We start from the raw sequence: 26900 nt of genomic DNA on the forward strand, positions 1-26900 counted from the left end.
TGGTGAATGAAACAGTGATGAACCTTCTGTCAGATCAATAAATCAGAAAAATTTAATGATATGACAGAAGGATAGTGAGTTATGCGGAAGAATCAGGCAACGTTACGCGTGTGACCAGCAAGCTGGGCCAGCGCATCGTTATTTTCGATAGTGATGTATTTACCTTTGACTGCCAGCATACCGCTTTTCTGGAAGCGACCCAGCAGACGGCTGATGGTTTCAACCGTCAGGCCCAGATAGTTACCGATATCACCACGAGTCATCGTCAGGCGGAATTCACGAGGGGAGAAGCCGCGTTGGGCAAAACGACGGGATAGGTTGTAGATGAATGCAGCCAGACGTTCCTCGGCATTTTTCTTCGACAACAGCAGGATCATGTCCTGATCGCCTTTGATTTCACCGCTCATCAGACGCATCATCTGCTGACGCAGATTCGGCATTTTACCAGACAAATCGTCCAGCGTTTCGAACGGGATTTCACATACCATCGAGGTTTCCAGCGCCTGCGCGAAACTCGGGTGATGACCGCTGCCGATGGCATCAAATCCCACCAGATCGCCTGCTAAATGGAAACCAGTGATTTGCTCGTCGCCTTGCTCAGTGATGGTATAACTTTTAATCGTACCGGAGCGGATGGCATAAAGCGATTTAAGTTCATCTCCAGCCTTAAACAGCGTCTGGCCTTTCTGAATAGGCTTCTTCCGCTCAATGATATTATCAAGCTGATCAAGCTCATGTTCGTTGAGTGTGAACGGGATGCAAAGCTGGCTGATGCTGCAATCCTGGCAATGGATAGCACAACCGCCAGACTGAATGCGCCGTATAATTCGCTTTTCCGGGATCATAGGTCTGCTCAAGCCGTAATTGATATTTGTCAATTTTAACATCTTTTTAGGGAGCAAGTAAGTCTAAGCAAACCTTAACAGCAGAGAATTCCGATATTAGATGTAAATATATGTCTATCTATTTGAAAACCCTTAAGTTGTTAAGGGTGACTTTACATAAAAGTGTGAACAAGCTGGCACAAATTGTTTAATGTTTACAGCAAAAGATAACCTTCGTGGCGCAATAACCACTCTTTTCGCTGAACTCCGCCTGCATATCCGGTCATGGTGCCGTTTCGGCCAATAACCCGATGGCAAGGTACGACGATGCTGATGGGATTCGATCCGTTTGCCGCACCAACGGCACGCGCCGCGCCAGGGCGGCCTAATTGTTCAGCCAGTTGGCCATAATGCATTACCTGCCCGCAGGGGATAGTGCGCAGTGTTTTCCAGACTTCGCGCTGAAATGGCGTCCCCCCCGTGGCAGTGGGAAGCGTATCAATAATGCTAAGATTACCGGCAAAATATTCACGAATCTTGTCGCTTAAACCACCTGGGTTGGTGGCAGAAATGCGCTCATAGCTTTCTTTGCGATAATGGATGTCCAGCAGCTGCACCATGCGTTCGCTGTACTCTTCCCATTCAACCGCCCGCAGGCGAAATTGCTCATCGCAAATCACCCACAGTGGACCCAGTGGCGTGGCAATTTTTTCTTCAAGTAATCTCAGCATCCGTTCTCTCTTAAGACAAACGTGGGTAAATACCCGGACCTATCGGCAAGCCAACAAGATACCACGCCAGCAACATCAGCAGCCATACCACCAAAAAGATTAATACTAACAAAAAGTAAGTACCAGGTTTCGCGTCTGGTTTGTCGCAGTATTTAAGCATAAAGCGATTTTTTGATTTTTCTGCCTGAAGAAATGAGGGCAAGCCATCACATGGATCGAGGGTGGGATAATTCCAGTCAGCGAAATTTTACCGTAGGCTATCCGTTATTTGATTCTGTGGCGTGATAGCCGCCAGACACCACTGATCTCGTCACTCATTCCCCAATCCCGGCGAGAATGTGGTTATTTACAGAGCTAAAAAATGAATAAAAAAATAGAGCCTGTCGACATCCACCAGACTCTACAGTACACACAACAGTGCATCCTCGTCTTAAATCCGGCCTGGGGTCCTGGTGACCGGTGACAGTGTTATAACGGTTTTACCCATCCGTTGCCAATTTTCTTCAGTGACAGATTTCACGAAAATATAAGTTAAATCATTTGTCTTGTGATTGCATAATCATGCATCGTTAATCGACGAGTAAATTTACCGGGTGAGTAGCCCGTTCGACGCTTAAACATATTGCCGAACGATTCAGCTGAGGCATAGCCCAGACGATGGGCAATTTTGGTCAACGAATATCCATCATCAAGAAGCGTCACTGCAGAAATAACGTGCATTTGCTGAACCCAGTGGCGAAATGTTAATCCCGTCTCTTTAACAAATAAGCGCATGAGTGTACGGCTACTGACGTTAATTTTATCCGCTAGATTATCCAGTGTTGGCAGATACCCTTGGTTGTTTAGCAAATTCTCACAAAGCTGCTGTAGCCGCTCATCATTTGGCCAAGGGAGTTCAAGTGACATTTTCACCCCCATTTTTATTTCCTGAAGTATCAGTGTCTCGAGGGCTGAAAAACGTAACTGTTGTTTATCTGTGGTACTTTGCGACGGTGGAAGTTGGTTAATTGCAATTAGTAATTCCCTTAACAGGGGTGAAATACCCGTCATGAAGCAAACTTTTCCCAGCGTTTCACTTTCCGCTTCTGAAACCAGTACGGTTTTTAAAAGTACGTTGCCTGTCGCAACAAACTTATGCGGCATTTGTGGGGGCAGCCAAAGCGCGCTGCTGGCATGCACTAGCCAGACGCTTTCTCCAGCCCATATACGAACGACTCCTTCAGCCGGGTAAAGCAACTGGGCATAGAGATGTTTATGCCAGGGAACTGTGCCTCCATTCAGATGTTCCGAATCTAGTCCGATAATGTGATGCCCTGGTGATGCTTTGGGTTGCAGTGTGATTGTCATTTACAGTAGGTATTTTGTCAGAAATCATCAAATAAGCCATGTTAAATTTTAAATATGACGTATGCAAGTTTCCGGATATATACGGTGTAAAGAGTGATGATAATTTCTAAAAAACAGCTTATTGGGGTGGTAGCGATCGGTATTCTTTTGGCTGGCGTTGTCTTTTTTATCTGGTGGGTAAGCAAAGGAAGATTTATACAGACGACGGATGATGCTTACATTGGTGGTAATATCACCACGGTGGCAAGTAAAGTTTCTGGTTATATTTCTGCTATAGAGGTGCGCGATAATCAGAGTGTAAAAAAAGGCGATATTATCCTGCGTCTCGATGATCGGGATTATCGTGCAAATGTCGCCAGGCTTGAGGCAAAAATAAAAAGTAGCAAAGCCAATCTCGAAAGCATTCAAGCCACTATTGCGATGCAGCAGTCGATAATTCAAAGTGCCAGTGAAACATGGCAGGCAGTAAAACATGAGGAGCAAAAGCGCCTGCGAGATACTGAACGTTATGAAAAACTCGCACAATCAGCGGCAATATCGCAACAAATTATTGATAACGCCAGGTTTGACTACCAGCAGGTCGCAGCAAAGGAGCGCAAAGCCGCGAACGATTTCCTGGTGGAGAAGCAACGGCTGGCAGTTTTATCTGCTCAGGAAGAAAACGTACGTGCAAGTATCGAAGAAGTTCAGGCCGCTTTGACTCAGGTACTACTGGATCTGGAATATACCCTTGTTCGTGCGCCGATTGATGGCATTGTCGCAAACCGCAGCGCCCATACAGGCAGTTGGGTGGAAGGCGGCACATCGTTAGTTTCACTAGTACCAGTCAGTGAGTTGTGGGTTAATGCAAATTATAAAGAAAACCAAATAGCGGGAATGAAGCCAGGAATGAAGGCTGAGATCCGTGCTGATATTCTCAAAGGGGAAGTGTTTCACGGTCACATTGAAAGCCTTTCCCCAGCGACAGGAGCCAGTTTCAGCTTGATTCCGATAGAAAATGCCACTGGCAATTTCACCAAAATTGTTCAGCGTGTCCCGGTACGGATTGTATTTGACGACGCAAAGGAATTAAAGCAACTTCTTCGCCCGGGACTGTCCGTCACCGTCAGTGTTGATGAGAGATGATGTCTATGCGTAAACATATTGCTTTCGCCAGTATGTGTATTGGATTATTTATTGCTCAGCTTGATATTCAAATTGTATCGTCATCCCTAAATGAAATAGGTGGTGGTCTGTCCGCAGGTAAAGACGAAATGGCCTGGCTTCAGACCAGCTATTTAATTGCCGAGATTATTGTTATTCCGCTCTCTGGGTGGCTGTCACGGGTATTTTCCACTCGTTGGCTTTTTACTCTATCCGCGGGAATATTTACTTTAATGAGTATCGCTTGTGGACTTGCATGGAATATTCAGATCATGATTTTTTTTCGTGCTTTACAGGGAGTTGCTGGCGCATCCATGATCCCTTTAGTTTTCACGACGGCGTTTATTTATTACCAGGGTAAAGAGTTGGGGTTGGCTGCTGCGGTAGTCAGTGCGCTGGCCTCACTGTCACCGACGCTAGGGCCAACTCTGGGGGGCTGGATCACTGATAACCTCGACTGGCGATGGCTATTTTATATCAATATATTACCGGGCATATATTTAGTTTTGAGTATTCCTTTTCTGGTTAATTTTGATAAACCTGATCTCTCTTTACTGAAAGTTGCTGATTATCCGAGTATTATCCTGTTGGCCATGACACTGGGATGTCTGGAATATACCCTTGAAGAAGGAGCGCGCTGGGGATGGCTGGATGATAATACTATTTTGCTGACATCAGTTCTGGCATTGGTAAGTTTTATTTTATTTGCTGCGCGTACACTTACAATATCCAATCCGATAATGGATCTTCATGCTTTTAAGGATAAAAATTTCACACTGGGATGTTTTTTTTCTTTTTCTGGAGGGGTTGGGATATTCTCTACTGTATATTTAATACCTGTGTTTTTGGGGCAGGTTCGCGGATTAAATGCCGAAGAGATAGGTTTTGCCGTTTGCACAACAGGTATTTTCCAGTTATTTTCTGTTCCCTTTTACTTCTGGTTAAGTAAAAAAATAAATCTGCGATGGCTGTTGATGGCGGGGCTGGGTGGATTTGTGTTTTCAATGTATCTTTTTACCCCTATAACCCACGAATGGGGATGGCAGGAGTTACTGTTTCCACAGGCAATTAGAGGGATTTCGCAGCAGTTTGCGATGGCCCCCATCGTAACATTAACGCTGGGGGGAATTCCAAAAGAACGGCTGAAGTTAGCCTCTGGTGTATTTAATTTAACACGTAATCTTGGGGGCGCAATTGGTATTGCCCTGTGTGGCTCTATTCTCAATAATCGAACTAATTTTCATTTTTCGAGAATGGGTGAAAAAATGGTTTCTGTTCCCCATGCGGTGAATGACTTCATTTCCAGAAGTGCTTTGTTTTTTAATCGCAGTGGAAGTGACCAGACATCGGAAATACTGGCTTCAACCAAATTATTGAGTCAATTGATGCTGAGGGAGGCGCAAACTATGGCATTTTCGGATACCTTTCTGCTAATCAGTGGTCTGTTATTTATCGCATTTTTGTTGGTTCCTGCTATGGATAAATCATCCTGATCGGAGCCTGTGCTGAATTAAACTCGGGCTAAACTGTTCGATACTGCTAACAGGCTAGTATAAAATGCTCCGCCTGCGCAGATACTCACAGGTATGAAGTAGAGTATTGTTTCAATCTGTGAAGGGAACGATGCAGTAAGTATGAACAATTAACCCGTCTGAATCACGACGTGTGAAGGTGCATAGGAGGTTACATGAACCTTGACGACAAATCGCTGTTTCTTGACGCCATGGAAGATGTCCAGCCGCTGAAACGTGCTACAGATGTCCACTGGCATCCAGCGCGTAACCAACGTGCGCCGCAGCGTATCGACACGCTGCAACTTGATAATTTCCTCACCACCGGATTTCTCGACATCATCCCGCTAAGTCAGCCGCTGGAGTTTCGGCGGGAAGGGTTGCAACATGGGGTGCTGGATAAGCTGCGCAGTGGTAAATATCCGCAACAGGCGAGCCTGAATCTTTTGCGCCAGCCGGTGGAAGAGTGCCGCAAAATGATGTTCAGTTTCATTCAACAAGCCCTGGCGGATGGTTTGCGTAACGTGCTGATTATTCATGGCAAAGGACGGGATGATAAATCGCATGCCAATATTGTCCGCAGCTATGTGGCGCGCTGGCTGACCGAATTTGATGATGTTCAGGCATATTGCACTGCGCTACCGCATCATGGCGGCAGCGGGGCGTGTTACGTCGCACTACGTAAAACAGCGCAGGCGAAGCAAGAAAACTGGGAGCGCCACGCTAAGCGCAGTCGTTGATCACGAGACGCATCCGTGGCTTATGCCGCCAGCACGCGGTTGCGTCCATCATTTTTCGCTCGATACAAAGCATCATCAACGCGTTTAAACAGTTCATCGATGCTTTCATTTCCTTCGTGATGCGCCACACCAATGCTGACAGTAAAGCGTGGTAAGCCCGAAATACTCACTTTTGCCACGCTTACGCGGATAGTTTCAGCCAGCGAAAGCGCGGTATCCAGTGGGGTTCTTGGTAGCAATAAGACAAACTCTTCGCCTCCCCAACGAAACACCAAATCGCCTTTGCGAGCGCAACTTTCGAGAGTGCGGGCAAGGGCGCATAACACCTCATCACCTTTAGAATGCCCATAGAGATCGTTAATGTGTTTAAAACGATCGGTGTCGATGAGCAACAAGCTGTAATCCTGAGCGATAGCGAGGTGCTGCATTTGGCCTGGCTCGGTAATGTGATAAAACTGTCGCCGATTCAGTAATCCGGTCATCGCATCATGGTGGGCTGCATGTTCCAGCTGCTCCTCCAGCCGTTTTTGCTCAGTAATATCATGCACAATACATAACATGAGCTTGTCGCCATAAATTTCAATCGGCCCGGCATAGGTCTGCACATGACGAGTCGAACCATCCGCCAGTTTATGAACAAAATTCAAAGGCTTATGACCACCGGGTAAATGCGAAATTTCATGCATGATAGGCATGACGCGACGCCCGAGCATATTTATTTCCCAGGTATGTTTCTGGCACATCGTTTCATGGTTATAGCCATAGAAATTGAGCGCGGCGAGGTTAGCATCAACGATTTGGCCATCTCGTGACGGGTCAATCAACAACATTGGTGCAGAGTTAGTCAGAAAAAAGCGCGCATAAAAACCTTGTTTTTTGCGCTGATAATTTGCTGAGCGACTGGCTTTTAAACCCAGCGTTGCCGGCGCTTCGATACCTTCGAAAATAATCACCGGTTCTGCTTCTGTAAGCTCTCGCAAAACAAGCCGACAGCTTAATGCTGTTTCCTCTTCTTTACGTTGAACGGTGAGGATTTCGATAATATCGTGTTGGTTTTGCAGATCGGAGAGGTATTTCGGCAATTCTTTTTGTGAGGAGACGGAATAGGGACCGGTTCGTAGCTGACTAAACGTGAGGTCTTGCATCAACAGTCGCGCCGCGCTGTTGGCATAAACTAACTGTTCCTCAAATGGCGAAACGATCCAGACAGGACTGGTGAGTAAGTCCAGGGTATTGAAGTTGTGCGTAATCATTGAGATCCCGTTATTTTTATCAATTTTTGTTGCTATCCGATCGCAAAAAAGCCACGTCATATGATCAGATAATTCTGATAATGATAGACGCTATTTAACACTTCACACGGTTTGTATATGGAAAAGCATTTTGCTTTTTGTATTCAATTTAGACAGAATTTTATTAATCATTTCAGGGTAATGGGGTGATGAGATGTTGCGTAACAGGGCCAGAAGGCTAGACTACAAAATAATGCGTTGATGATGGAGGCACTGTGGAAGCGATTAAGGGATCGGACGTTAATGTCCCGGATGCAGTATTTGCCTGGATGCTGGATGGTAGAGGCGGCGTTAAACCGCTGAAAAATACAGATGTGATTGATGAAGCGCATCCCTGCTGGCTCCACCTTAATTATGTACACCATGATAGCGCCCAATGGCTGGCGACAACACCGCTGCTTCCCAATAACGTACGTGATGCGCTGGCGGGCGAGAGCACACGGCCCCGAGTCAGCCGTCTCGGTGAAGGTACGCTGATTACATTGCGCTGTATAAACGGCAGCACCGATGAACGCCCCGATCAACTGGTCGCCATGCGTGTATATATGGACGGGCGGTTAATTGTTTCGACCCGACAACGCAAAGTGCTGGCGCTGGACGATGTGGTGAGCGATCTGGAAGAGGGCACTGGTCCGACCGATTGCGGGGGGTGGCTGGTTGATGTGTGCGATGCGTTGACCGATCATTCCAGCGAATTTATCGAGCAGCTGCACGATAAAATTATCGACCTCGAAGATAATCTTCTCGATCAGCAAATTCCACCGCGTGGATTCCTGGCTCTGCTGCGCAAACAATTAATTGTGATGCGTCGCTATATGGCGCCGCAACGTGATGTTTATGCTCGTCTTGCCAGTGAACGTTTGCCGTGGATGAGCGATGACCAACGCCGTCGGATGCAGGATATTGCCGATCGCCTTGGGCGCGGTCTTGACGAAATCGACGCCTGTATAGCACGGACTGGCGTGATGGCGGATGAAATCGCTCAGGTGATGCAGGAAAATTTAGCTCGTCGTACCTATACAATGTCGTTGATGGCAATGGTCTTTTTACCCAGTACGTTTCTGACAGGGTTATTTGGCGTCAACCTTGGTGGGATCCCTGGCGGCGGATGGCAATTTGGATTTTCAATTTTTTGTATTCTGTTAGTTGTTCTTATTGGTGGTGTTGCTTTATGGTTGCATCGTAGTAAATGGTTGTAACAAAAGCAATTTTTCCGGCTGTCTGTATACAAAAACGCCGTAAAGTTTGAGCGAAGTCAATAAACTCTCTACCCATTCAGGGCAATATCTCTCTTGCAGGTGAATGCAACGTCAAGCGATGGGCGTTGCGCTCCATATTGTCTTACTTCCTTTTTTGAATTACTGCATAGCACAATTGATTCGTACGACGCCGACTTTGATGAGTCGGCTTTTTTTTGCCTGTTATTTATCAGCGTCTACCCTTTAAGAGTCCACCCAATGACCGGAGGGAAATATGACGACACTTATTTATTTGCAAATTCCTGTCCCTGAACCGATTCCTGGCGATCCTGTTCCAGTACCTGATCCGATCCCTCGCCCGCACCCCATGCCTGACCCACCACCCGATGAAGAACCGATTAAATTGTCGCATCGTGAGCGTAGATCTGCGAGGATACGCGCCTGCTGACTTTGCGTCGATGACCACGAGAATAGATTGTGACCGCTTTTTCTACCCTGAATGTTTTGCCTCCCGCCCAACTCACAAACCTTAATGAGTTGGGTTATTTAACCATGACGCCGGTGCAGGCCGCCGCGCTTCCGGCGATCCTTGCCGGAAAAGATGTTCGCGTGCAGGCGAAAACCGGCAGCGGCAAAACGGCGGCTTTTGGCCTCGGCTTGTTACAGCAAATTGATGCGTCGCTATTTCAAACCCAGGCTTTAGTGCTGTGTCCTACGCGTGAACTGGCGGATCAGGTGGCAGGTGAATTGCGTCGGCTGGCGCGTTTTCTGTCAAATACCAAAATTTTGACGTTGTGCGGTGGTCAACCGTTCGGTATGCAGCGTGATTCGTTACAACATGCGCCGCATATTATCGTGGCAACGCCGGGCCGTTTGCTGGATCACCTGCAAAAAGGCACTGTATCACTGGATGCGTTGAATACGCTGGTGATGGATGAGGCCGACCGCATGCTGGATATGGGATTTAGTGACGCCATTGATGATGTCATCCGTTTTGCGCCAGCATCTCGGCAGACGCTTCTGTTTTCGGCAACCTGGCCGGAAGCCATCGCCGCAATCAGCGGAAGAGTGCAACGCGATCCTTTAGCGATTGAAATTGACTCAACAGATGCTCTGCCACCTATTGAACAACAATTTTATGAGACATCCAGCAAAGGCAAAATTCCTCTGTTGCAACGGTTATTAAGCTTGCATCAGCCATCCTCTTGCGTGGTGTTTTGCAATACCAAAAAAGATTGCCAGTCTGTCTGCGACGCGCTGAATGAAGTAGGGCAAAGTGCATTGTCGTTACACGGCGATCTGGAGCAACGCGATCGCGATCAGACCCTGGTACGTTTTGCTAACGGTAGCGCCCGTGTACTGGTCGCGACTGATGTTGCTGCGCGTGGTCTGGATATAAAATCGCTTGAGCTGGTGGTGAACTTTGAGCTGGCGTGGGACCCTGAAGTTCATGTACATCGCATCGGTCGTACAGCTCGTGCAGGAAATAGCGGTCTGGCGATCAGTTTCTGTGCCCCGGAAGAAGCACAGCGGGCCAATATCATTTCTGACATGTTGCAGATAAAACTTAACTGGCAAACGCCGCCAGCGAATAGTTCCATTGTGCCACTGGAAGCAGAAATGGCAACGTTGTGTATCGATGGCGGGAAAAAAGCCAAAATGCGCCCGGGTGATGTATTAGGTGCGCTGACAGGAGACATCGGGCTTGATGGCGCAGATATTGGCAAAATTGCCGTGCATCCGGCGCATGTCTATGTCGCGGTGCGTCAGGCTGTTGCTCATAAAGCATGGAAACAGCTACAGGGTGGGAAGATTAAAGGAAAAACGTGCCGGGTGCGGTTATTAAAATAATGAAATGTTGAATTGCAGGGTGCAAGAGTAAACATCTTCTTCGGCATTGCCGGATGTGACGCTGGCCGCGTCTTATCCGGCCTCCATAAGAGTAGCCCGATACGCTTGCGCATCGGGCGCTATCCGGGTTATTTCACTTCAACCACATTCAGCCGTAACTCATCCAACTGATTTTCATCTTCTTCAGGCTGCCAGCCCGCTGGTTGTAGTGGGATCTCTTCGCGATCAAACGCCAGATCACCCCCGTTAACCACTTCAGAACCGTGGGTAATGCCTTTGAAATCGAACAGGTTGGTATCGCACAGATGCGACGGCACCACATTCTGCATTGCGCTGAACATCGTCTCGATACGCCCCGGATAACGTTTATCCCAGTCACGCAACATGTCAGCAATTACCTGACGTTGCAGGTTAGGCTGAGAACCGCACAGGTTGCACGGAATAATCGGGAACGCTTTTGCATCGGCAAAGCGCTGAATATCTTTCTCGCGGCAGTAGGCCAGCGGACGAATCACGATATGTTTGCCATCATCGCTCATCAGTTTCGGAGGCATACCTTTCATCTTGCCACCGTAGAACATATTTAAGAACAGCGTTTGCAGGATATCGTCACGATGGTGACCCAGCGCGATCTTCGTCGCCCCCAGTTCCGTTGCGGTGCGATAAAGGATACCGCGACGAAGACGAGAACACAGTGAGCAAGTGGTTTTGCCCTCCGGAATCTTCTCTTTCACGATACCGTAAGTGTTCTCTTCAACAATCTTGTACTCAACGCCCAGCGTTTCAAGATACTCGGGCAGAACGTGTTCCGGGAAGCCCGGTTGCTTTTGATCGAGGTTAACAGCCACCAGCGAAAAATTGATTGGCGCGCTTTGCTGCAAATTGCGCAGAATCTCCAGCATGGTATAGCTGTCTTTACCCCCGGAGAGGCAAACCATGATGCGATCGCCTTCTTCAATCATATTGAAGTCAGCAATGGCTTCGCCCACGTTACGACGCAGACGTTTTTGTAATTTGTTCAGGTTGTATTGTTCTTTCTTTGTAATTTGTTGATTTTCTTGCATTATTTCAGTTCTCTGGTACTAAGTGGGGCATATTGAGGGCAAATTTTGCAACTACGATAACCGCGCATTCAACATGGCTACCTGTTCGTCGTTCATGTCATCAATCCACATACCGTAAATTTCATACACCATCTGCGCAGTTTCATGCCCCATCTGGCTGGCTATAAATGCCGGGTTCGCTCCTGCCGTCAACAGCCAGCAGGCAAAAGTATGTCGCGTATGGTACGGATTACGGCGGCGAATACCAGCACGTTTTACTGCTGCATTCCATCTCGCTCCCAAATAGTCGTAGTGAAATCTGATGGGAAAGCCTTGCTTAGCATGCTGGTGTTGCGCTACCCGTACAGGATGCGGTAACACAGGAAGAAATTAGAACAGAAACTGTGGCGGACATTGTGCATTCGTTGCCAGGCGGAGAAATAGAACGCTACAACAAGTGCAGAATATAATTTTTCGCAAGTGCCAGAATAGCGATATTATGCAGTGTTTTTTAGTTTTCTATCAGGGGATATTTTGTGAAACTTTTCGGTGAATAAAATAATTCTCTGTAATAAATGATGGGTATGGTTGGTGGTTATATTTGCGCATGGAAATATTACATTGGATATGAATGTATTTCAAATGAAAGAACCATGACACCCGAATGGAGTTAGGGATTCATTACGTATCTAATCTAAAGAATAAGAAAAATACTTAATTCATTGTGGGTGGTGATGATATCTTGATATGTAAAAATGGTTCTCTTAATAAGATGTAACTAGCTTATTACTTATCCATAGCACAAGAAATGGTCCTGTATCTGCGTTGCCATGAAATAAGATAGGCCTAAATGTAATAAAGAGTTGCATGACAAAATTACTAAAGTTCACAATAAAAAAGAATTAAGTTTTTTGTTCAAGTATTTTTTTAGTGTATTGTTTTGAAATGTTCTACGCTGCTCTAGCCTTCAGTCTGAAGAGGGCTTGAATCGTGATGTCAGTTCGATTGACATAATGTTATTAATAATGTTTACGTTTGAATGTGAAATATGCTTAACTATGCCTTGATTGTTAATCACAGGGACTGACTATGAGAAAAATACTGATGTATTTATGTATTAGCATATGGATTGTTATATCATGCGTGCCTATCATATTAACTAGCGAGTATTTAACAGAGGCGAGTATAATGGCATTGATGTTTGGTCATGCCAATGCACTATGTATTGGGGTTTTTATTTCTATTATTTATATAGAATGCTGGAGGTAAATAGTGTGAACAGCATTAGTTTGATGATTTTATACTGAACTAAAGGGGGAAAGAGGTAACGAAAAAAGACCTCCACCAGGTACGAATCTGAGGCGGGCAGATGGAGGTCGATATCTACACGATTAAATTGATAAGTAAAAGTCCCATCAGGGATTGATTTGTTCGAGTCTAATTTAAAGTAATTTCAACGATTTGGCAGAATTTCTTAGAGTTAATGATTTTCAAGTTTTCGATTACCAGGAAAAAGGCTGGGTGCTGATAAAATAGTCATCTGCATTCCTTAAATTGTGTAAGGGTGAAAGGATAAAATTCAATTTAAAGGCGGTGCAATATTAGCACCATCTTATATATGTAATGATTGATTTGCCTCTTTATTCTACTGTTGAGATTATTGTTTCCGAAAATTGATTATTATAAGCGCGAAAAGAAATGCTACAGCAAATAAGAGGACGATTGTCGGCGCTGGGGCTCTGTCGAGAAAATATAATAACCATACGCCTGATATTGTTATTGATATCGTTACGGCGATAAGTAATGCCTTATGAAAGCGATGCGTGATGAGAACAGCAATAGACCCTGGAGCTATTAATAGTATATAGACAGAATAATTCCGACTGCTTTTAATGTGGCAAAAATGGTAGGCGATACCATGCAGAGTAAACCGTAATGTAATAATGATATCTGTAATCCGCTGACTTGTGCCTGTTGATAGTCAAGACAAAAATTCCTGAAAAAACGATACCTATAATGGTATCTTTCTTTATGATGCTATTATCTTTCAGATAGCCAGTTGCAATTGCACAAGACAGTCCTACAATAAATGCACCAATTCCCAGCGGCATACCTATAATCCAGGCTAGAACTATGCCAGGAAACATTGCGTGGTTCATTGCATCTCCTATTAGCGCCCAGTCTTTTAATACCAGAAAAACTGATAATAATGCACAGGGGAACGATATTATAATAGCGATTATCAATGCATAATTCATAAATTTAAATTGTAATGATTAGAGGGGAAAATGTCAGCACATTTGCGAAATGAATCAAAAAGCCCGCAGCAATGTGCGGGCGTTAGTGTCAGCGCACAACCAGCACGGAGCACTCTGCGTGACGCACTACAGCTGCGGCGTTAGAACCGAGCAGATAAGTGGTGATATCCGGTCGATGGGAAGCAATGATGATCATATGAGCGGGGATCTTCTTCGCCAATTCCAGAATGCGGTCTTTGGGCGAGCCTTCTTCAACATGGACATGCACTCTGTCGGTTGGCAGTTTAAATTTTTTAATGATCTCTTCCAGTTGCGATTTGGCTTCCGCTTTCAGGTCATCCATTGCCGGTAATTCTGCGGAATAGGCTAAACCCAGAGAGGCATAGTAGGGCAGCGAAGGTATTACCGTCAGGAAATGAACCTCTGCATCATCAATCTTGGCCTCTGCCTCAACGTGGCTAATCACGCGTTGAGTTAATTCTGAATCGGAAATGTCGATAGGGACAAGAATCGTTCTGTTCATAAAACCTCCTGTTTTAGTATCCGCATAAAGTGTAACGCCAGATGACACTTTTTGTGTAATGACGGAGTTCACATTTTTAATTTAGATCAAAGGAGGAAGAATAAGCAGAAAAAGCCCGCCAAAACAGCGGGCAGGGGGATTTAGAACTGATAAACCAGACCTAAAGCGACAATATCATCGGTAGAGATGCCGTTGGCAGCGTAGAAACTGTCATCTTCATCCAACAGGTTGATTTTATAGTCAACATAGGTGGACATGTTTTTATTGAAATAGTAAGTCGCGCCAACATCGGCGTATTTAACCAGATCTTTATCATCAACACCTGCTGGGTTGTCTGCACCACCGGCAGCGTGCAGGTCACGGCCTTTAGACATCAGGAAAGAGACTGCCGGACGCAGACCAAAATCAAACTGGTACTGTGCAGTGACTTCAAAGTTCTGGGTTTTGTTTGCAACAGCATAATCGCTGTCGCCAAACGGGGTCATATTACGCGTTTCTGAATACATGGTTGCCAGGTAAATATTGTTAGCATCGTATTTTAGCCCAGCAGTCCACGCGTCTGCTTTATCACCACTCGCCGCAGTATGGTTAACCTGGTCATTGGTGCGGTCAGAAGAGGTGTATGCCGCACCAGCGCTAAAGCCCATGCCTAAATCATATGTTGTGGAAAGACCCCAGCCGTCACCGTTTTCATGGCGAACATCACGTCCGTTGTTGGTGCCTTCCTGACCATTACTGGCACCTTCGTTGTTACCTTGATACTGCACCGCGAAGTTCAGACCATTTACCAGACCGAAGAAATCAGTATTACGATAAGTCGCGACGCCATTGGCACGACCAGTCATAAAGTTGTCTGCATTGGTATAAGAGTCACCGCCAAATTCAGGTAGCATATCAGTCCAGCCTTCGATGTCGTACATTACGCCATAATTACGTCCGTAATCGAAAGAACCGTAATCTGCAAATTTCAGTCCGGCAAATGCCAGACGGGTCCATGACTGGTTTGTTGAAGATTCGGTGTTGTTTGCCTGAATATTGTATTCCCATTGACCGTAGCCAGTGAGTTGATCGTTAATTTGGGTTTCGCCTTTAAAACCCAAACGAGCATAGCTCTGGTCGCCATCTTTCGCTGAATTATCAGAAAAATAATGCAGGCCATCAACTTTGCCATACAGATCTAATTTGTTGCCGTCTTTATTATAAACTTCGGCTGCATGTGCAGCACCTGCAGCGAGCAGGGCAGGAATTAAGAGTGCCAGTACTTTGCTTTTCATTGAATAAATCCTTTAGTTATTTTATTTGCCTTTCATCCCCATTTTGGGGAGTGAAAACATCCTAAAGGAGAAGTTCAGTTAGCCGATAAATATCATTTGTTACGCCTTAAGTAAAACCTTAATTAAATAATTATTCTGAAATGATAATAAGTCTGGTGAATGTATTGGAGATAACGCATACAAAATAAAAATTATACTTTTAATTTTCTATGCGTTATTCTGCGCGGGTTATATGCCTTTATTGTCACAGATTTTATTTTCTGTTGGGCCATTGCATTGCTACTGATTTTCCAACATATAAGAAGACAAGCCCGAACAGTCGTCCGGGCTTTTTTTTAGAATTGGATAATCCTTATCCAGAGCATTTAATCGGTGTTGCTTTTTTCCGCTTTTCCGGCCATTTGTGCCAGGAAGTCATAGCGTTTTTGCAAATCAGCTGCAGCATCTTTCCATAACTGTTCTGCCACTTCTGGCTGCTGCGAATTCAGACGACGGAAACGCTGCTCGTGAAGTAACGTTTTTTCAAGTGCTTCTGACGGCGGGCGTGAATCCAGCGCCAGCGGCAGTTTGCCTTCATCGGCACGACGAGGATCGAAGCGATATAACGGCCAGAAGCCGGTAGCAGTGAGTTGGCGCATCTGATCGTGGCTGAGTGCCAGATCGTAACCATGCTCTTCACACGGGCTATAAGCGATGATCAGCGATGGCCCCGGATACGCTTCCGCTTCCTGAATCGCTTTCACCGTCTGGTTGAGTTGCGCGCCGAGAGAAATCTGCGCCACATAAACATGACCATACATCATCATACTGACGCCAAGATCTTTACGCGCTTTACGTTTGCCGTGCTCGCCAAACTTAGTTACTGCACCCAGCGGTGTCGCTTTCGACGCCTGACCACCGGTGTTGGAATAGCATTGCGTATCCAGCACCAGAATGTTGACGTTTTCCGTCAAACTCAATACATGATCCAGACCGCCAAAGCCGATATCGTAAGCCCAGCCATCGCCACCAATCAGCCAGATTGATTTTTCCACCAGTGCATCTGCGTCACGCAGCAGTTCATGTGCTTCGGCAACATCGTTGAGTTGCTGGCGTAAAGCTGCAACCTGTTCACGACGAACCTCTGGCGTGGCGTCTGATTTCAACGCAGTCAGTAATTCCGCCGGGATTTTATCGGCAAATTGATCGAGCAGACGCAGCACGCGGACACGGTGTTGATCGACCGTCAGGCGGAAACCAAGGCCAAATTCGGCGTTATCTTCAAACAGCGAGTTCGCCCATGCCGGTCCACGACCGTTGGCATCGGTGGTATATGGTGTTGAAGGCAGGTTACCGCCGTATATTGAAGAACAGCCAGTGGCATTAGCGATCAACATCCGGTCGCCATAGAGCTGAGTCAGCAATTTAATATACGGCGTCTCGCCACAACCGGAGCAAGCACCTGAATATTCAAACAGCGGTGTAATCAGCTGCGATGTACGAATATCAATACGTTCCAGTTTGCTACGGTCGATTTCTGGCAGGTTGAGGAAGAAATCGTAATTGATTTTCTCTTCTTCGACATGTTCCAGGCGCGACATCATATTGATGGCTTTAATCTCTGGATTCTGACGGTCTTTCGCCGGGCAAACTTCGACGCACAGGTTACAACCGGTGCAATCTTCCGGAGCCACCTGCAAGACATATTTCTGCCCGCGCATATCACGCGATTTCACATCCAGCGAATGCAGGCTGGCAGGGGCGTTTTCCATCGCTTCAGGCGGTACCACTTTTGCGCGAATAGCTGAGTGTGGGCAAGCGGCGACACAGTGGTTACATTGGGTACAGAGTTCCTCTTTCCAGATGGGGATCTCTTCGGCGATATTGCGTTTTTCCCAGCGCGTGGTGCCCATCGGCCAGGTGCCGTCTGGCGGCAGCGCCGAAACGGGGAGGGCGTCGCCAAGCCCGGCGAGCATCGCAGCGGTTACGGTTTTCACGAAATCAGGAGCGGCATCGGAAACCACTGGCGGTCGATTGGCGCTATGCGGATTAACTGGCTGCAGTGGAACTTCTTCTACGGATTCACGTGCCAGCGCCAGAGCCTGCCAGTTGCGTTCCACCAGATCCTGGCCTTTGCTACTGTAACTTTTGGCAATCGCACCCTGCAATTCTGCCAGGGCGCTATCGCCAGGCAGAATCTGCGTCAGATGGAAAAAAGCCATCTGCATGACGGTATTAATACGGGCCGCCAGGCCACATTCGCGGGCGATTTTCGCCGCGTTAATCACATAGAAGCGCGCTTTTTTCTGGTTTAGCACGGCCTGAACTTCCTGCGGCAAGCGCGACCACACTTCAGCTGCGCTGTACGGCGTGTTGAGCAGGAAAATGCCGCCAGGTTTTAAACGCTCAGCCATCTGATATTTATCGATAAACTGCAACTGGTGGCAGCCAACAAAATCAGCCTGGGAAATGAGATAAGCGGAACGAATCGGCTGTTCGCTCACGCGAAGGTGAGAAACCGTCAGGCCGCCCGCCTTTTTGGAGTCGTAAACAAAATAGCCCTGTGCGTACCACGGCGTGGAATTTCCGATAATCTTGATATTGTTTTTGGTCGCGGAAACGCTGCCATCACTACCAAGGCCATAAAACAAGGCTTCCAGTTTCGCCGAGTTTGGTAGGGTGTTTTCCGGCAACGGCAGTGACAGATTGGTTACATCATCGTAAATACCAACCGTAAAGCGCGCTTTCGGTTTAGCCGCGTTGAGCTCGGCAAATACCGCCAGTACACAGTCCGGGCCAAATTCTTTGGATGAAAGACCATAGCGCCCACCAATGACACGGGGCAGGGTTTCACGCTCGCCATTATTAAAGGCTTCTGCCAGTGCGGTCATCACATCCAGATAGAGCGGTTCTGCCTGGGCACCAGGCTCTTTGGTTCTGTCCAGTACCGCCACGTTGCGCACGGATCCCGGCAGAGCTTGCAGCAAGTGTTTGGCGGAGAAGGGGCGGTACAGGCGAACTTTCAGCACGCCGACTTTTTCGCCACGGGTCAGCAATTCATCAACCACTTCTTCACATGTGCCAATGGCTGAGCCCATCAGGATAATTACCCGTTCCGCTTGCGGATGCCCGTAATACTCAAACGGCTGATACTGACGACCTGTCGCGGCAGCGAAATCATTCATCGCCTGTTCAACATGGTCATAGACCGCGTTGTACCATGGGTTGGTGGCTTCGCGAGACTGGAAATAAGTGTCAGGATTGGCGGACGTACCGCGGATCACCGGATGTTCCGGGTTGAGTGCCCGGGCGCGATGAGCATCAATTTCTGCCTGCGGCATCAGTTCAAGAATCGTGTCATCGGCCAGCGGGACAATTTTATTGATTTCGTGAGATGTGCGGAAACCATCAAAGAAATGAATAAATGGCACGCGGCTTTTCAGCGTCGCGATGTGCGAAATGAGAGCAAAGTCTTGCGCTTCCTGGACGCTTGCTGCACACAACATCGCGCAACCCGTTTGGCGCACCGCCATAACGTCGGAATGATCGCCAAAAATAGAGAGTGCATGTGTGGCAACGGTACGTGCCGCAACATGCAGGACAAACGGCGTCAGTTCGCCTGCCAGTTTGTACAGCGTTGGGATCATCAGCAGCAAACCCTGCGATGACGTAAACGATGTTGAGAGGGCACCAGTTTGCAAAGCACCATGCACGGTAGCGATAGCACCCGCTTCCGACTGCATTTCAACCACGCGTGGTGTGTCTCCCCAAACGTTTTTCAAGCCGTTTCCGGCCCATGCATCAGCCTGTTCTGCCATCGTGGAACTGGGGGTAATAGGGTAGATGGCGATAACTTCACTGGTGCGAAACGCCACCGAAGCAACCGCGCCATTACCGTCAATAGTAATCATATGACACCCTTACATTGCGCAAATGAGGGGCGCACGAAATTGCTGCGCGCCCAGTAGTAATCGTTCAATTTTAGCAAATGGCTTTCTTCTGCATTTTCGCTTTTGTGTCCCCCACATCAGCGTAATGAATGTTTTGATCAAACAGAGGGCAAAAAAATAGCCATAAAAAAGTAAAAATGCGGGGCAACGCGCAGGACAGCTCTCGACGCCGCCCTCTGTGCTGCCTATTATTTATGGCGGTGTCGTTTGGCTTGAAGATCAGAGGAAGAAAAGATGCGAGCAGCGTTTTGGGTAGGGTGTGCCGCTTTATTGTTGTCGGCGTGTAGTAGTGAACCTGTTCAGCAGGCGACTGCGGCGCACGTAGCGCCAGGTTTAAAAGCGTCGATGTCCAGTAGTGGAGAAGCAAATTGTGCAATGATCGGCGGTTCGCTTTCTGTTGCCCGTCAACTGGATGGTACGGCGATTGGGATGTGTGCATTACCCAACGGCAAACGCTGTAGCGAACAGTCACTTGCCGCCGGGAGCTGTGGCAGCTATTAATTCATTAAATCCGCCAGCTTATAAGTTAATGTCTGTTTCGCGGTCGCCAGCGTTAACTGGTTCGCGGTCAGATCCACTTGTGCACCTTCTTTCAGCATTTCGCTAATGGTGTTATCGAGTTCATTAAGCTGCGGGTTAGCGCACATCATACGGGTCATTGCCAGCCCTTTGGCGGTCAGTTCACCATTAGACAGTTTGCCTTCACCGCTAAAGCGGTTACACATGCTGCCGGAAATCATCATCTTTTCACCAAAGCTGATTTCTGGCGGATTTTTATCGCTGGTCACGGGCTTACCGTTTACGCTTTCCAGCACAAAGCGATGATGCTGTAGCTGTTCTGGCGTTACAGCAATTTTGTCACTACTTACACATCCCGCCATCAGCAGGCTTAGCGCAACAAGCGCGGCTACTTTCTTCATTGTGGTTCTCAATTACTGTTTCTGATTCAGGACTATTTTAAGAATAGAGGATGAAAGGTCTTTGGGGATTATCTGAATAAGCTCCCCTGGAATGCAGGGGAGCGGCAAGATTAAACCAGTTCGTTCGGGCAGGTTTCGCCTTTTTCCAGATTGCTTAAGTTTTGCAGCGTAGTCTGAGAAATACTGGTCAGAGCTTCTGCTGTCAGGAATGCCTGGTGCCCGGTAAACAACACGTTGTGGCAGGCAGACAAGCGACGGAATACGTCATCCTGGATCACGTCGTTGGATTTATCTTCAAAGAACAGATCGCGTTCGTTCTCATACACGTCCATACCCAACGAACCAATTTTCTGATTTTTCAGCGCTTCAATTGCCGCCTGAGAATCAATCAATGCACCGCGACTGGTATTGACGATCATCACGCCATTTTTCATCTGATCGAAGGCGGCTTCGTTCAACAGATGGTAGTTTTCCGGTGTCAGCGGGCAGTGCAGAGAGATAACGTCTGATTCAGAGAACAGGGTTGGCAGATCGACATACTCCACACCGAGTTCCAGCGCCGCCGCACTTGGATACGGATCGAACGCCAGCAGACGCATACCAAAACCTTTCAGAATGCGCAGCATCGCCACACCGATTTTACCGGTACCGATAACGCCTGCCGTTTTGCCATACATAGTAAAGCCGGTCAGACCTTCCAGAGAGAAGTTAGCGTCACGGGTACGCTGATACGCGCGGTGAATACGGCGGTTCAGCGTCATCATCATACCGATGGCGTGTTCAGCAACGGCCTCTGGATCATAGGCTGGAACACGGACTACTTTGAGCCCCAGTTCTTTTGCCGCGTCAAGGTCGACGTTATTGAAACCGGCACAGCGCAGGGCGATATATTTAACGCCGTGCTTTTTCAGCTCTTCCAGCACCGGGCGGCTGCCGTCATCGTTTACGAAAATACATACCGCTTCGCAGCCATTGGCAGTTTTAGCGGTTTTTTCCGTCAGCAGAAAGTCAAAAAATTCCAGCTCAAAGCCAAAGGACTCGTTCACCTGTTGCAGGTACTTCTTGTCGTACTGTTTTGTGCTATAAACGGCGAGTTTCATAAGACTTTCTCCAGTGATGTTGAATCACATTTAAGCTACTAAAAATATTTTACAAAATTTCAAATATAATTGAAAGATATGGCGATATTGAAAAATTCATCAACAACTATGCTTAGTGTAGGCGCAACCTTCAACTGAACGGTTAAACATGCCACAATACCCGTATTGAATGCTTAATTTTTCGCTAAATCAGGATATTAACTACCCATGCTGGGTAAATATAAAGCCGTTCTCGCGCTGTTATTACTGATTATTCTTGTGCCGTTGACGCTGCTGATGACGCTCGGGCTGTGGGTTCCCACGCTGGCGGGCATCTGGCTACCGCTCGGGACACGTATTGCATTAGATGAAAGCCCACGCATTACGCGTAAAGGTTTAATCATCCCCGATCTCCGTTATCTGGTGGGAGATTGTCAGCTTGCGCATATCACCAACGCCAGCCTTTCACATCCCAGCCGCTGGTTATTGAGCGTCGGCACGGTAGAACTTGATTCTGCTTGTCTGGCGAAATTGCCGCAGACGGAGCAATCGCCAGCCGCTCCAAAAACCCTCGCGCAGTGGCAGGCCATGTTGCCTAACACCTGGATCAATATCGATAAACTGATTTTTTCTCCCTGGCAGGAATGGCAGGGAAAACTCTCTCTCGCATTAACCTCCGATATCCAGCAACTGCGTTATCAGGGCGAAAAAGTTAAATTTCAAGGCCAGCTGAAAGGGCAACAACTTACAGTCAGCGAACTGGATGTCGTCGCGTTTGAAAATCAGCCGCCGGTAAAACTGGTGGGGGAATTTACTATGCCGCTCGTGCCGGATGGACTTCCGGTAAGTGGTCATGCTACTGCGACGTTAAACTTACCGCAGGAGCCTTCACTGGTGGATGCCGAGCTGGACTGGCAGGAAAATAGCGGGAAATTGATTGTGCTGGCACGGGATAACGGCGATCCGTTGCTCGATTTGCCGTGGCAAATTACTCGTCAACAATTGACCGTAAGCGATGGTCGCTGGAGCTGGCCGTATGCAGGTTTTCCTTTGAGTGGCCGACTGGGTGTTAAAGTCGACAACTGGCAGGCAGGGCTCGAGAACGCTCTGGTCAGCGGGCGACTGAGTGTGCTGACCCAGGGGCAAGCGGGTAAAGGCAACGCGGTGTTAAATTTTGGCCCAGGAAAATTAAGCATGGATAACAGCCAGCTGCCTCTGCAGCTGACCGGTGAAGCGAAACAGGCGGACCTCATTTTATATGCCCGTTTACCTGCGCAGCTAAGTGGAAGTCTGTCTGACCCAACGCTGACCTTTGAGCCTGGCGCGTTACTTCGTTCAAAGGGAAGAGTCATTGATTCGCTGGACATCGATGAAATCCGCTGGCCTTTAGCGGGTGTAAAAGTCACCCAACGTGGTGTTGACGGACGTTTGCAGGCCATTTTGCAGGCGCATGAAAATGAACTGGGCGATTTCGTGCTGCATATGGATGGGCTGGCGAATGATTTTCTCCCTGACGCTGGCCGCTGGCAGTGGCGCTACTGGGGAAAAGGGAGTTTTACACCGATGAATGCCACCTGGGATGTCGCAGGAAAAGGTGAGTGGCATGACAGCACGATTACGCTGACCGATCTCTCCACCGGTTTCGACCAGTTACAATACGGTACGATGACGGTAGAAAAGCCGCGATTAATTCTCGACAAGCCCGTCGTCTGGGGACGTGACGCACAGCATCCCTCCTTCAGCGGCGCTCTGTCACTGGACGCCGGGCAAACGCTGTTCACTGGCGGCAGTGTGTTACCGCCATCAACCTTAAAATTTAGTGTCGATGGGCGCGATCCGACGTATTTCCTCTTTAAAGGCGATTTACATGCTGGTGAGATTGGCCCGGTTCGGGTAAATGGTCGCTGGGACGGTATTCGTCTGCGCGGTAACGCCTGGTGGCCTAAACAATCACTGACTGTATTCCAGCCGCTGGTGCCACCCGACTGGAAGATGAACTTACGCGATGGTGAACTGTATGCTCAGGTTGCATTTTCAGCTGCGCCTGAACAAGGATTCCGCGCGGGGGGGCACGGCGTATTGAAAGGCGGTAGTGCCTGGATGCCAGATAATCAGGTTAACGGTGTCGATTTTGTCCTGCCTTTCCGTTTTGCCGATGGAGCCTGGCATCTGGGGACTCGCGGTCCCGTTACGTTGCGAATTGCCGAAGTGATTAATCTGGTGACAGCGAAAAATATTACGGCTGATTTGCAAGGTCGTTATCCGTGGACTGAAGAAGAACCATTGCTGTTGACTGATGTTAGCGTCGATGTGTTAGGCGGTAACGTGCTGATGAAACAATTACGTATGCCGCAACATGACCCGGCGCTGTTGCGGCTGAATAATCTTTCCTCCAGCGAACTGGTTAGCGCCGTCAATCCGAAACAATTCGCCATGTCCGGGGCATTTAGTGGTGCATTGCCGTTATGGCTAAACAACGAAAAATGGATAGTGAAAGACGGCTGGCTGGCAAATAGCGGGCCGATGACCTTGCGGCTGGATAAAGACACCGCAGATGCGGTGGTGAAAGACAATATGACCGCGGGTTCAGCAATTAACTGGTTGCGCTATATGGAAATTAGCCGTTCATCGACAAAAATTAATTTAGATAATCTCGGTTTATTAACCATGCAGGCCAATATTACAGGTACCAGTCGCGTTGATGGTAAAAGCGGTACGGTAAATCTTAATTACCATCATGAAGAGAATATTTTTACGCTGTGGCGCAGTTTACGCTTTGGCGATAATCTCCAGGCATGGCTGGAGCAGAACGCGCGTCTGCCGGGAAATGACTGTCCGCAAGGAAAAGAGTGTGAGGATAAACAATGAAAATTTTACTGGCTGCGTTGACGTCATCTTTTATGCTGGTTGGCTGTACGCCTCGCATTGAAGTCGCTGCACCTAAGGAACCGATCACTATCAATATGAACGTTAAAATTGAGCATGAGATCATCATCAAGGCAGACAAAGATGTCGAAGAGCTGCTTGAGACCCGTAGCGATCTTTTTTGAGGTGATGATGAAAAGAACATTACTTCTTTGTGCATTTCTTGTTGGCTTGGTAAGCAGCAATGTAATGGCATTGACTCTGGATGAAGCCAGAACTCAGGGGCGGGTAGGCGAAACATTTTATGGTTATCTGGTTGCGCTGAAAACAGATGCTGAAACTGAGAAATTAGTAACCGACATCAATGCCGAACGTAAAGCGAGCTATCAACAACTGGCAAAGCAGAATAATGTGTCGGTGGATGATATCGCGAAACTCGCCGGGCAAAAGCTTGTAGAACGGGCCAAACCCGGGGAATATGTACAAGGGATAAACGGTAAATGGGTGCGAAAATTTTAATAGCAAAACCGCAATATCGGGATAACGCTACAGGAGAAGACGATTAATCTATTTTCCGGAAACATTTTGCTCTTTTAATTATAAGGATGAGTTATGTTTCCGCTCTAATTTATTTATTCGAGTATTGATTTTATACCCTTTTTTCATTAAATAAATATCTATGTGACGCATTTGAATTTATAATTTATATAATATACATAATTTGTATGTTTCGCGGGTTTATTTATTTCTCTGTATTATAAATCCAGATTGTCAGAGAATATGTTTGATTAGGTAACAATCTACTGGCAATATTGGACGTCCTCTATGTTTTAAATAATCAATTGGTCGGGTCAGGGTATCCGACCTTCTTTATATTCGCCAGAAGGATTTATTATGCAAAGGAAAACTCTATTGTCGGCCTGTATTGCATTAGCTCTGAGTGGTCAGGGTTGGGCGGCAGATATTACAGAAATAGAAACCACCACAGGTGAAAAGAAAAATACCAATGTGACTTGTCCAGCAGATCCTGGAAAACTCAGTCCAGAAGAGCTTAAACGCTTACCCTCTGAATGCTCCTCTGTAGTCGAACAGAACCTGATGCCATGGCTTGTCACAGGTGCTGCTACTGCGTTAATCACAACCTTAGCCATAGTGGAACTAAACGACGATGATGATCATCATCGCAATAATTCTCCACTTCCACCAACTCCACCTGATGATGATTCAGACGACACTCCAGTTCCTCCAACTCCTGGCGGAGATGAGATAATACCAGACGATGGTCCGGATGATACCCCGACGCCTCCCAAACCGATTTCGTTTAATAATGACGTTATCCTCGATAAAACAGAAAAAACGTTAACTATTCGCGATTCAGTTTTTACTTATACCGAGAATGCTGACGGGACTATTTCTCTGCAAGATAGCAATGGGCGTAAGGCGACTATTAATCTTTGGCAGATTGATGAAACGAATAACACGGTTGCCCTTGAAGGGATGAGCGCAGATGGTGCAACGAAGTGGCAATATAATCACAACGGTGAGCTCGTTATTACGGGCGACAATACCACAGTAAACAACACTGGAAAAACCATCGTCGACGGCAAAGGCGCCACCGGAACTGAAATCGCGGGTAACAACGCGGTGGTGAATCAGGACGGCGAGCTGGATGTGAGCGGCGGCGGTCACGGTATTGATATCACCGGCGACAGCGCGACGGTGGACAACAAAGGCGGCATGACTGTCACCGATCCGGATTCGATTGGTATTCAGATCGACGGCGACAAGGCGGTTGTCAATAACGACGGTGACAGTGCCATCAGTAACGGTGGCACCGGCACGCAGGTTAACGGTGATGAAGCCACCGTAAACAATAACGGCAGCACCACCGTTGACGGCAAGGATTCCACGGGCACCGAGATAAACGGTGACAAAGCCATCGTCAACAACGACGGTGACAACACGATCCTTGATGGCGGCACCGGAACCCGCATTACGGGTGATGATGCGACGGCCAACAACAGTGGCAATACCACCGTTGACGGACAGGGCTCGACCGGTACCGAAATCGCGGGTAATAACGCGGTGGTGAACCAGGACGGCGAGCTGGATGTGAGCGGCGGTGGTCACGGTATTGATATCACCGGCGACAGCGCAACGGTGGATAACAAAGGCGGTATGACCGTCACCGATCCGGATTCGATTGGCATTCAGATCGACGGCGACAAGGCGGTTGTCAATAACGACGGTGACAGTGCCGTCAGTAACGGCGGCACCGGCACGCAGGTTAACGGCGACGAAGCCACCGTGAACAATAACGGCAACACCACCGTTGACGGCAAGGATTCCACGGGCACCGAGATAAACGGTG

20 protein-coding genes and 7 pseudogenes are annotated in these 26900 nt (G+C 47.6%); 14 read left to right on the top strand and 13 right to left on the bottom strand.

Going from position 1 to position 26900, the window contains the following annotated elements:
• Positions 1–92: 92 nt before the first annotated feature.
• The 3 genes and pseudogenes from fnr to ACJHYO_RS10095 form a co-directional block, all read right to left on the bottom strand.
• Positions 93–845 carry a fumarate/nitrate reduction transcriptional regulator Fnr gene (gene fnr / locus ACJHYO_RS10085; protein ID WP_000611911.1) on the bottom strand — a complete coding sequence of 251 codons (753 nt, stop codon included), beginning with the start codon at positions 843–845 and terminating at the stop codon, positions 93–95.
• A gap of 194 nt (positions 846–1039) precedes the next feature.
• Positions 1040–1555, bottom strand: coding sequence for a methylated-DNA--[protein]-cysteine S-methyltransferase (gene ogt, locus ACJHYO_RS10090; RefSeq protein ID WP_021531268.1), 516 nt, complete (start codon positions 1553–1555; stop codon positions 1040–1042).
• A gap of 10 nt (positions 1556–1565) precedes the next feature.
• Positions 1566–1697 (bottom strand): annotated as a pseudogene (locus ACJHYO_RS10095) (hypothetical protein); the annotation flags it as partial.
• Between the two features lie 20 nt (positions 1698–1717).
• Here ACJHYO_RS10095 and ACJHYO_RS10100 point away from each other — a divergent pair.
• Positions 1718–1913 (top strand): annotated as a pseudogene (locus ACJHYO_RS10100) (LysR family transcriptional regulator); the annotation flags it as partial.
• Positions 1914–2086: 173 nt separating this feature from the next.
• On the opposite strand, the gene ACJHYO_RS10105 reads toward ACJHYO_RS10100, so the two are convergent.
• The gene (locus ACJHYO_RS10105; protein ID WP_000156569.1) at positions 2087–2902 is read right to left on the bottom strand and encodes an AraC family transcriptional regulator; all 816 of its coding nucleotides are present in this window, start codon (positions 2900–2902) and stop codon (positions 2087–2089) included.
• Between the two features lie 96 nt (positions 2903–2998).
• Between ACJHYO_RS10105 and ACJHYO_RS10110 the strand changes: the two genes are divergently transcribed.
• From ACJHYO_RS10110 to smrA, 3 genes and pseudogenes are all read left to right on the top strand, one after another.
• Entirely contained in the window at positions 2999–4027 is a 1029-nt protein-coding gene (locus ACJHYO_RS10110) for an HlyD family secretion protein (protein ID WP_410232459.1), read from the top strand.
• Positions 4024–5479 (top strand): annotated as a pseudogene (locus ACJHYO_RS10115) (DHA2 family efflux MFS transporter permease subunit). Before ACJHYO_RS10110 ends, ACJHYO_RS10115 begins: the two are co-directional and overlap by 4 nt.
• Positions 5480–5732: 253 nt before the next feature.
• Positions 5733–6296, top strand: coding sequence for a DNA endonuclease SmrA (gene smrA / locus ACJHYO_RS10120; protein ID WP_001046813.1), 564 nt, complete (start codon positions 5733–5735; stop codon positions 6294–6296).
• Between the two features lie 20 nt (positions 6297–6316).
• On the opposite strand, the gene dgcM is transcribed toward smrA, so the two are convergent.
• A complete protein-coding gene (gene dgcM, locus ACJHYO_RS10125; protein WP_085455486.1) occupies positions 6317–7549 on the bottom strand; it encodes a diguanylate cyclase DgcM in 1233 nt (410 codons plus the stop codon).
• Positions 7550–7742: 193 nt separating this feature from the next.
• Here dgcM and ydaN point away from each other — a divergent pair, with 193 nt between their 5' ends.
• From ydaN to dbpA, 4 genes are all read left to right on the top strand, one after another.
• A complete protein-coding gene (gene ydaN / locus ACJHYO_RS10130) occupies positions 7743–7790 on the top strand; it encodes a protein YnaN (protein WP_211180494.1) in 48 nt (15 codons plus the stop codon).
• A 13-nt stretch (positions 7791–7803) separates the two neighbouring features.
• Positions 7804–8787: a zinc transporter ZntB gene (gene zntB / locus ACJHYO_RS10135; protein ID WP_021513595.1), complete on the top strand. Its 984-nt coding sequence runs from the start codon at positions 7804–7806 to the stop codon at positions 8785–8787.
• A gap of 274 nt (positions 8788–9061) precedes the next feature.
• The gene (gene ynaL / locus ACJHYO_RS10140; protein ID WP_085455329.1) at positions 9062–9235 is read left to right on the top strand and encodes a protein YnaL; all 174 of its coding nucleotides are present in this window, start codon (positions 9062–9064) and stop codon (positions 9233–9235) included.
• A gap of 29 nt (positions 9236–9264) precedes the next feature.
• A complete protein-coding gene (gene dbpA / locus ACJHYO_RS10145) occupies positions 9265–10638 on the top strand; it encodes an ATP-dependent RNA helicase DbpA (RefSeq protein WP_001357377.1) in 1374 nt (457 codons plus the stop codon).
• 128 nt (positions 10639–10766) lie between these two features.
• On the opposite strand, the gene ttcA is transcribed toward dbpA, so the two are convergent.
• Together ttcA and ACJHYO_RS10155 are read right to left on the bottom strand one after the other, a co-directional pair.
• Positions 10767–11702, bottom strand: a complete 936-nt coding sequence (ttcA, locus tag ACJHYO_RS10150) for a tRNA 2-thiocytidine(32) synthetase TtcA (RefSeq protein WP_001157412.1) — start codon at positions 11700–11702, stop codon at positions 10767–10769.
• Positions 11703–11753: 51 nt separating this feature from the next.
• A pseudogene (locus ACJHYO_RS10155) lies at positions 11754–11984 on the bottom strand (tyrosine-type recombinase/integrase); the annotation flags it as partial.
• A 12-nt stretch (positions 11985–11996) separates the two neighbouring features.
• Here ACJHYO_RS10155 and ACJHYO_RS10160 point away from each other — a divergent pair.
• A pseudogene (locus ACJHYO_RS10160) lies at positions 11997–12112 on the top strand (DUF1627 domain-containing protein); the annotation flags it as partial.
• Between the two features lie 1226 nt (positions 12113–13338).
• On the opposite strand, the pseudogene ACJHYO_RS10165 reads toward ACJHYO_RS10160, so the two are convergent.
• From ACJHYO_RS10165 to nifJ, 4 genes and pseudogenes are all read right to left on the bottom strand, one after another.
• Positions 13339–13939, bottom strand: a pseudogene (locus tag ACJHYO_RS10165) (metal ABC transporter permease).
• A gap of 88 nt (positions 13940–14027) precedes the next feature.
• A complete protein-coding gene (uspF, locus tag ACJHYO_RS10170) occupies positions 14028–14462 on the bottom strand; it encodes a universal stress protein UspF (protein WP_001295593.1) in 435 nt (144 codons plus the stop codon).
• Positions 14463–14602: 140 nt separating this feature from the next.
• Positions 14603–15736: a porin OmpN gene (gene ompN, locus ACJHYO_RS10175; RefSeq protein ID WP_052937596.1), complete on the bottom strand. Its 1134-nt coding sequence runs from the start codon at positions 15734–15736 to the stop codon at positions 14603–14605.
• Positions 15737–16101: 365 nt separating this feature from the next.
• Positions 16102–19626 (bottom strand): pyruvate:ferredoxin (flavodoxin) oxidoreductase, encoded by a 3525-nt coding sequence (gene nifJ / locus ACJHYO_RS10180; RefSeq protein WP_094259105.1) that lies wholly within the window; start codon positions 19624–19626, stop codon positions 16102–16104.
• 273 nt (positions 19627–19899) lie between these two features.
• Here nifJ and ACJHYO_RS10185 point away from each other — a divergent pair, with 273 nt between their 5' ends.
• Positions 19900–20166, top strand: coding sequence for a DUF333 domain-containing protein (locus ACJHYO_RS10185; protein WP_001295715.1), 267 nt, complete (start codon positions 19900–19902; stop codon positions 20164–20166).
• Here ACJHYO_RS10185 and hslJ read toward each other — a convergent pair.
• Positions 20163–20585 (bottom strand): heat shock protein HslJ, encoded by a 423-nt coding sequence (gene hslJ, locus ACJHYO_RS10190; RefSeq protein ID WP_001296048.1) that lies wholly within the window; start codon positions 20583–20585, stop codon positions 20163–20165. The genes ACJHYO_RS10185 and hslJ overlap by 4 nt on opposite strands.
• Before the next feature lie 110 nt (positions 20586–20695).
• Positions 20696–21685: a D-lactate dehydrogenase gene (gene ldhA, locus ACJHYO_RS10195; RefSeq protein ID WP_000762229.1), complete on the bottom strand. Its 990-nt coding sequence runs from the start codon at positions 21683–21685 to the stop codon at positions 20696–20698.
• Between the two features lie 207 nt (positions 21686–21892).
• Between ldhA and ACJHYO_RS10200 the strand changes: the two genes are divergently transcribed.
• The 4 genes and pseudogenes from ACJHYO_RS10200 to ACJHYO_RS10215 form a co-directional block, all read left to right on the top strand.
• On the top strand, positions 21893–24532 hold the full coding sequence (locus ACJHYO_RS10200; protein WP_410232458.1) for a YdbH family protein: 2640 nt from the start codon (positions 21893–21895) through the stop codon (positions 24530–24532).
• Complete coding sequence (locus ACJHYO_RS10205; protein ID WP_000698145.1) at positions 24529–24714, top strand: YnbE family lipoprotein; 186 nt, start codon at positions 24529–24531, stop codon at positions 24712–24714. The genes ACJHYO_RS10200 and ACJHYO_RS10205 overlap by 4 nt, the downstream gene beginning before the upstream one ends.
• 7 nt (positions 24715–24721) lie before the next feature.
• Positions 24722–25048 (top strand): YdbL family protein, encoded by a 327-nt coding sequence (locus ACJHYO_RS10210; protein ID WP_001296049.1) that lies wholly within the window; start codon positions 24722–24724, stop codon positions 25046–25048.
• Between the two features lie 375 nt (positions 25049–25423).
• A pseudogene (locus tag ACJHYO_RS10215) lies at positions 25424–26900 on the top strand (EntS/YbdA MFS transporter); the annotation flags it as partial.

Origin of the sequence: Escherichia sp. WS1118 (assembly GCF_046487695.1) — a bacterium.
Taxonomy (GTDB): Bacteria; Pseudomonadota; Gammaproteobacteria; order Enterobacterales; family Enterobacteriaceae; genus Escherichia; species Escherichia coli.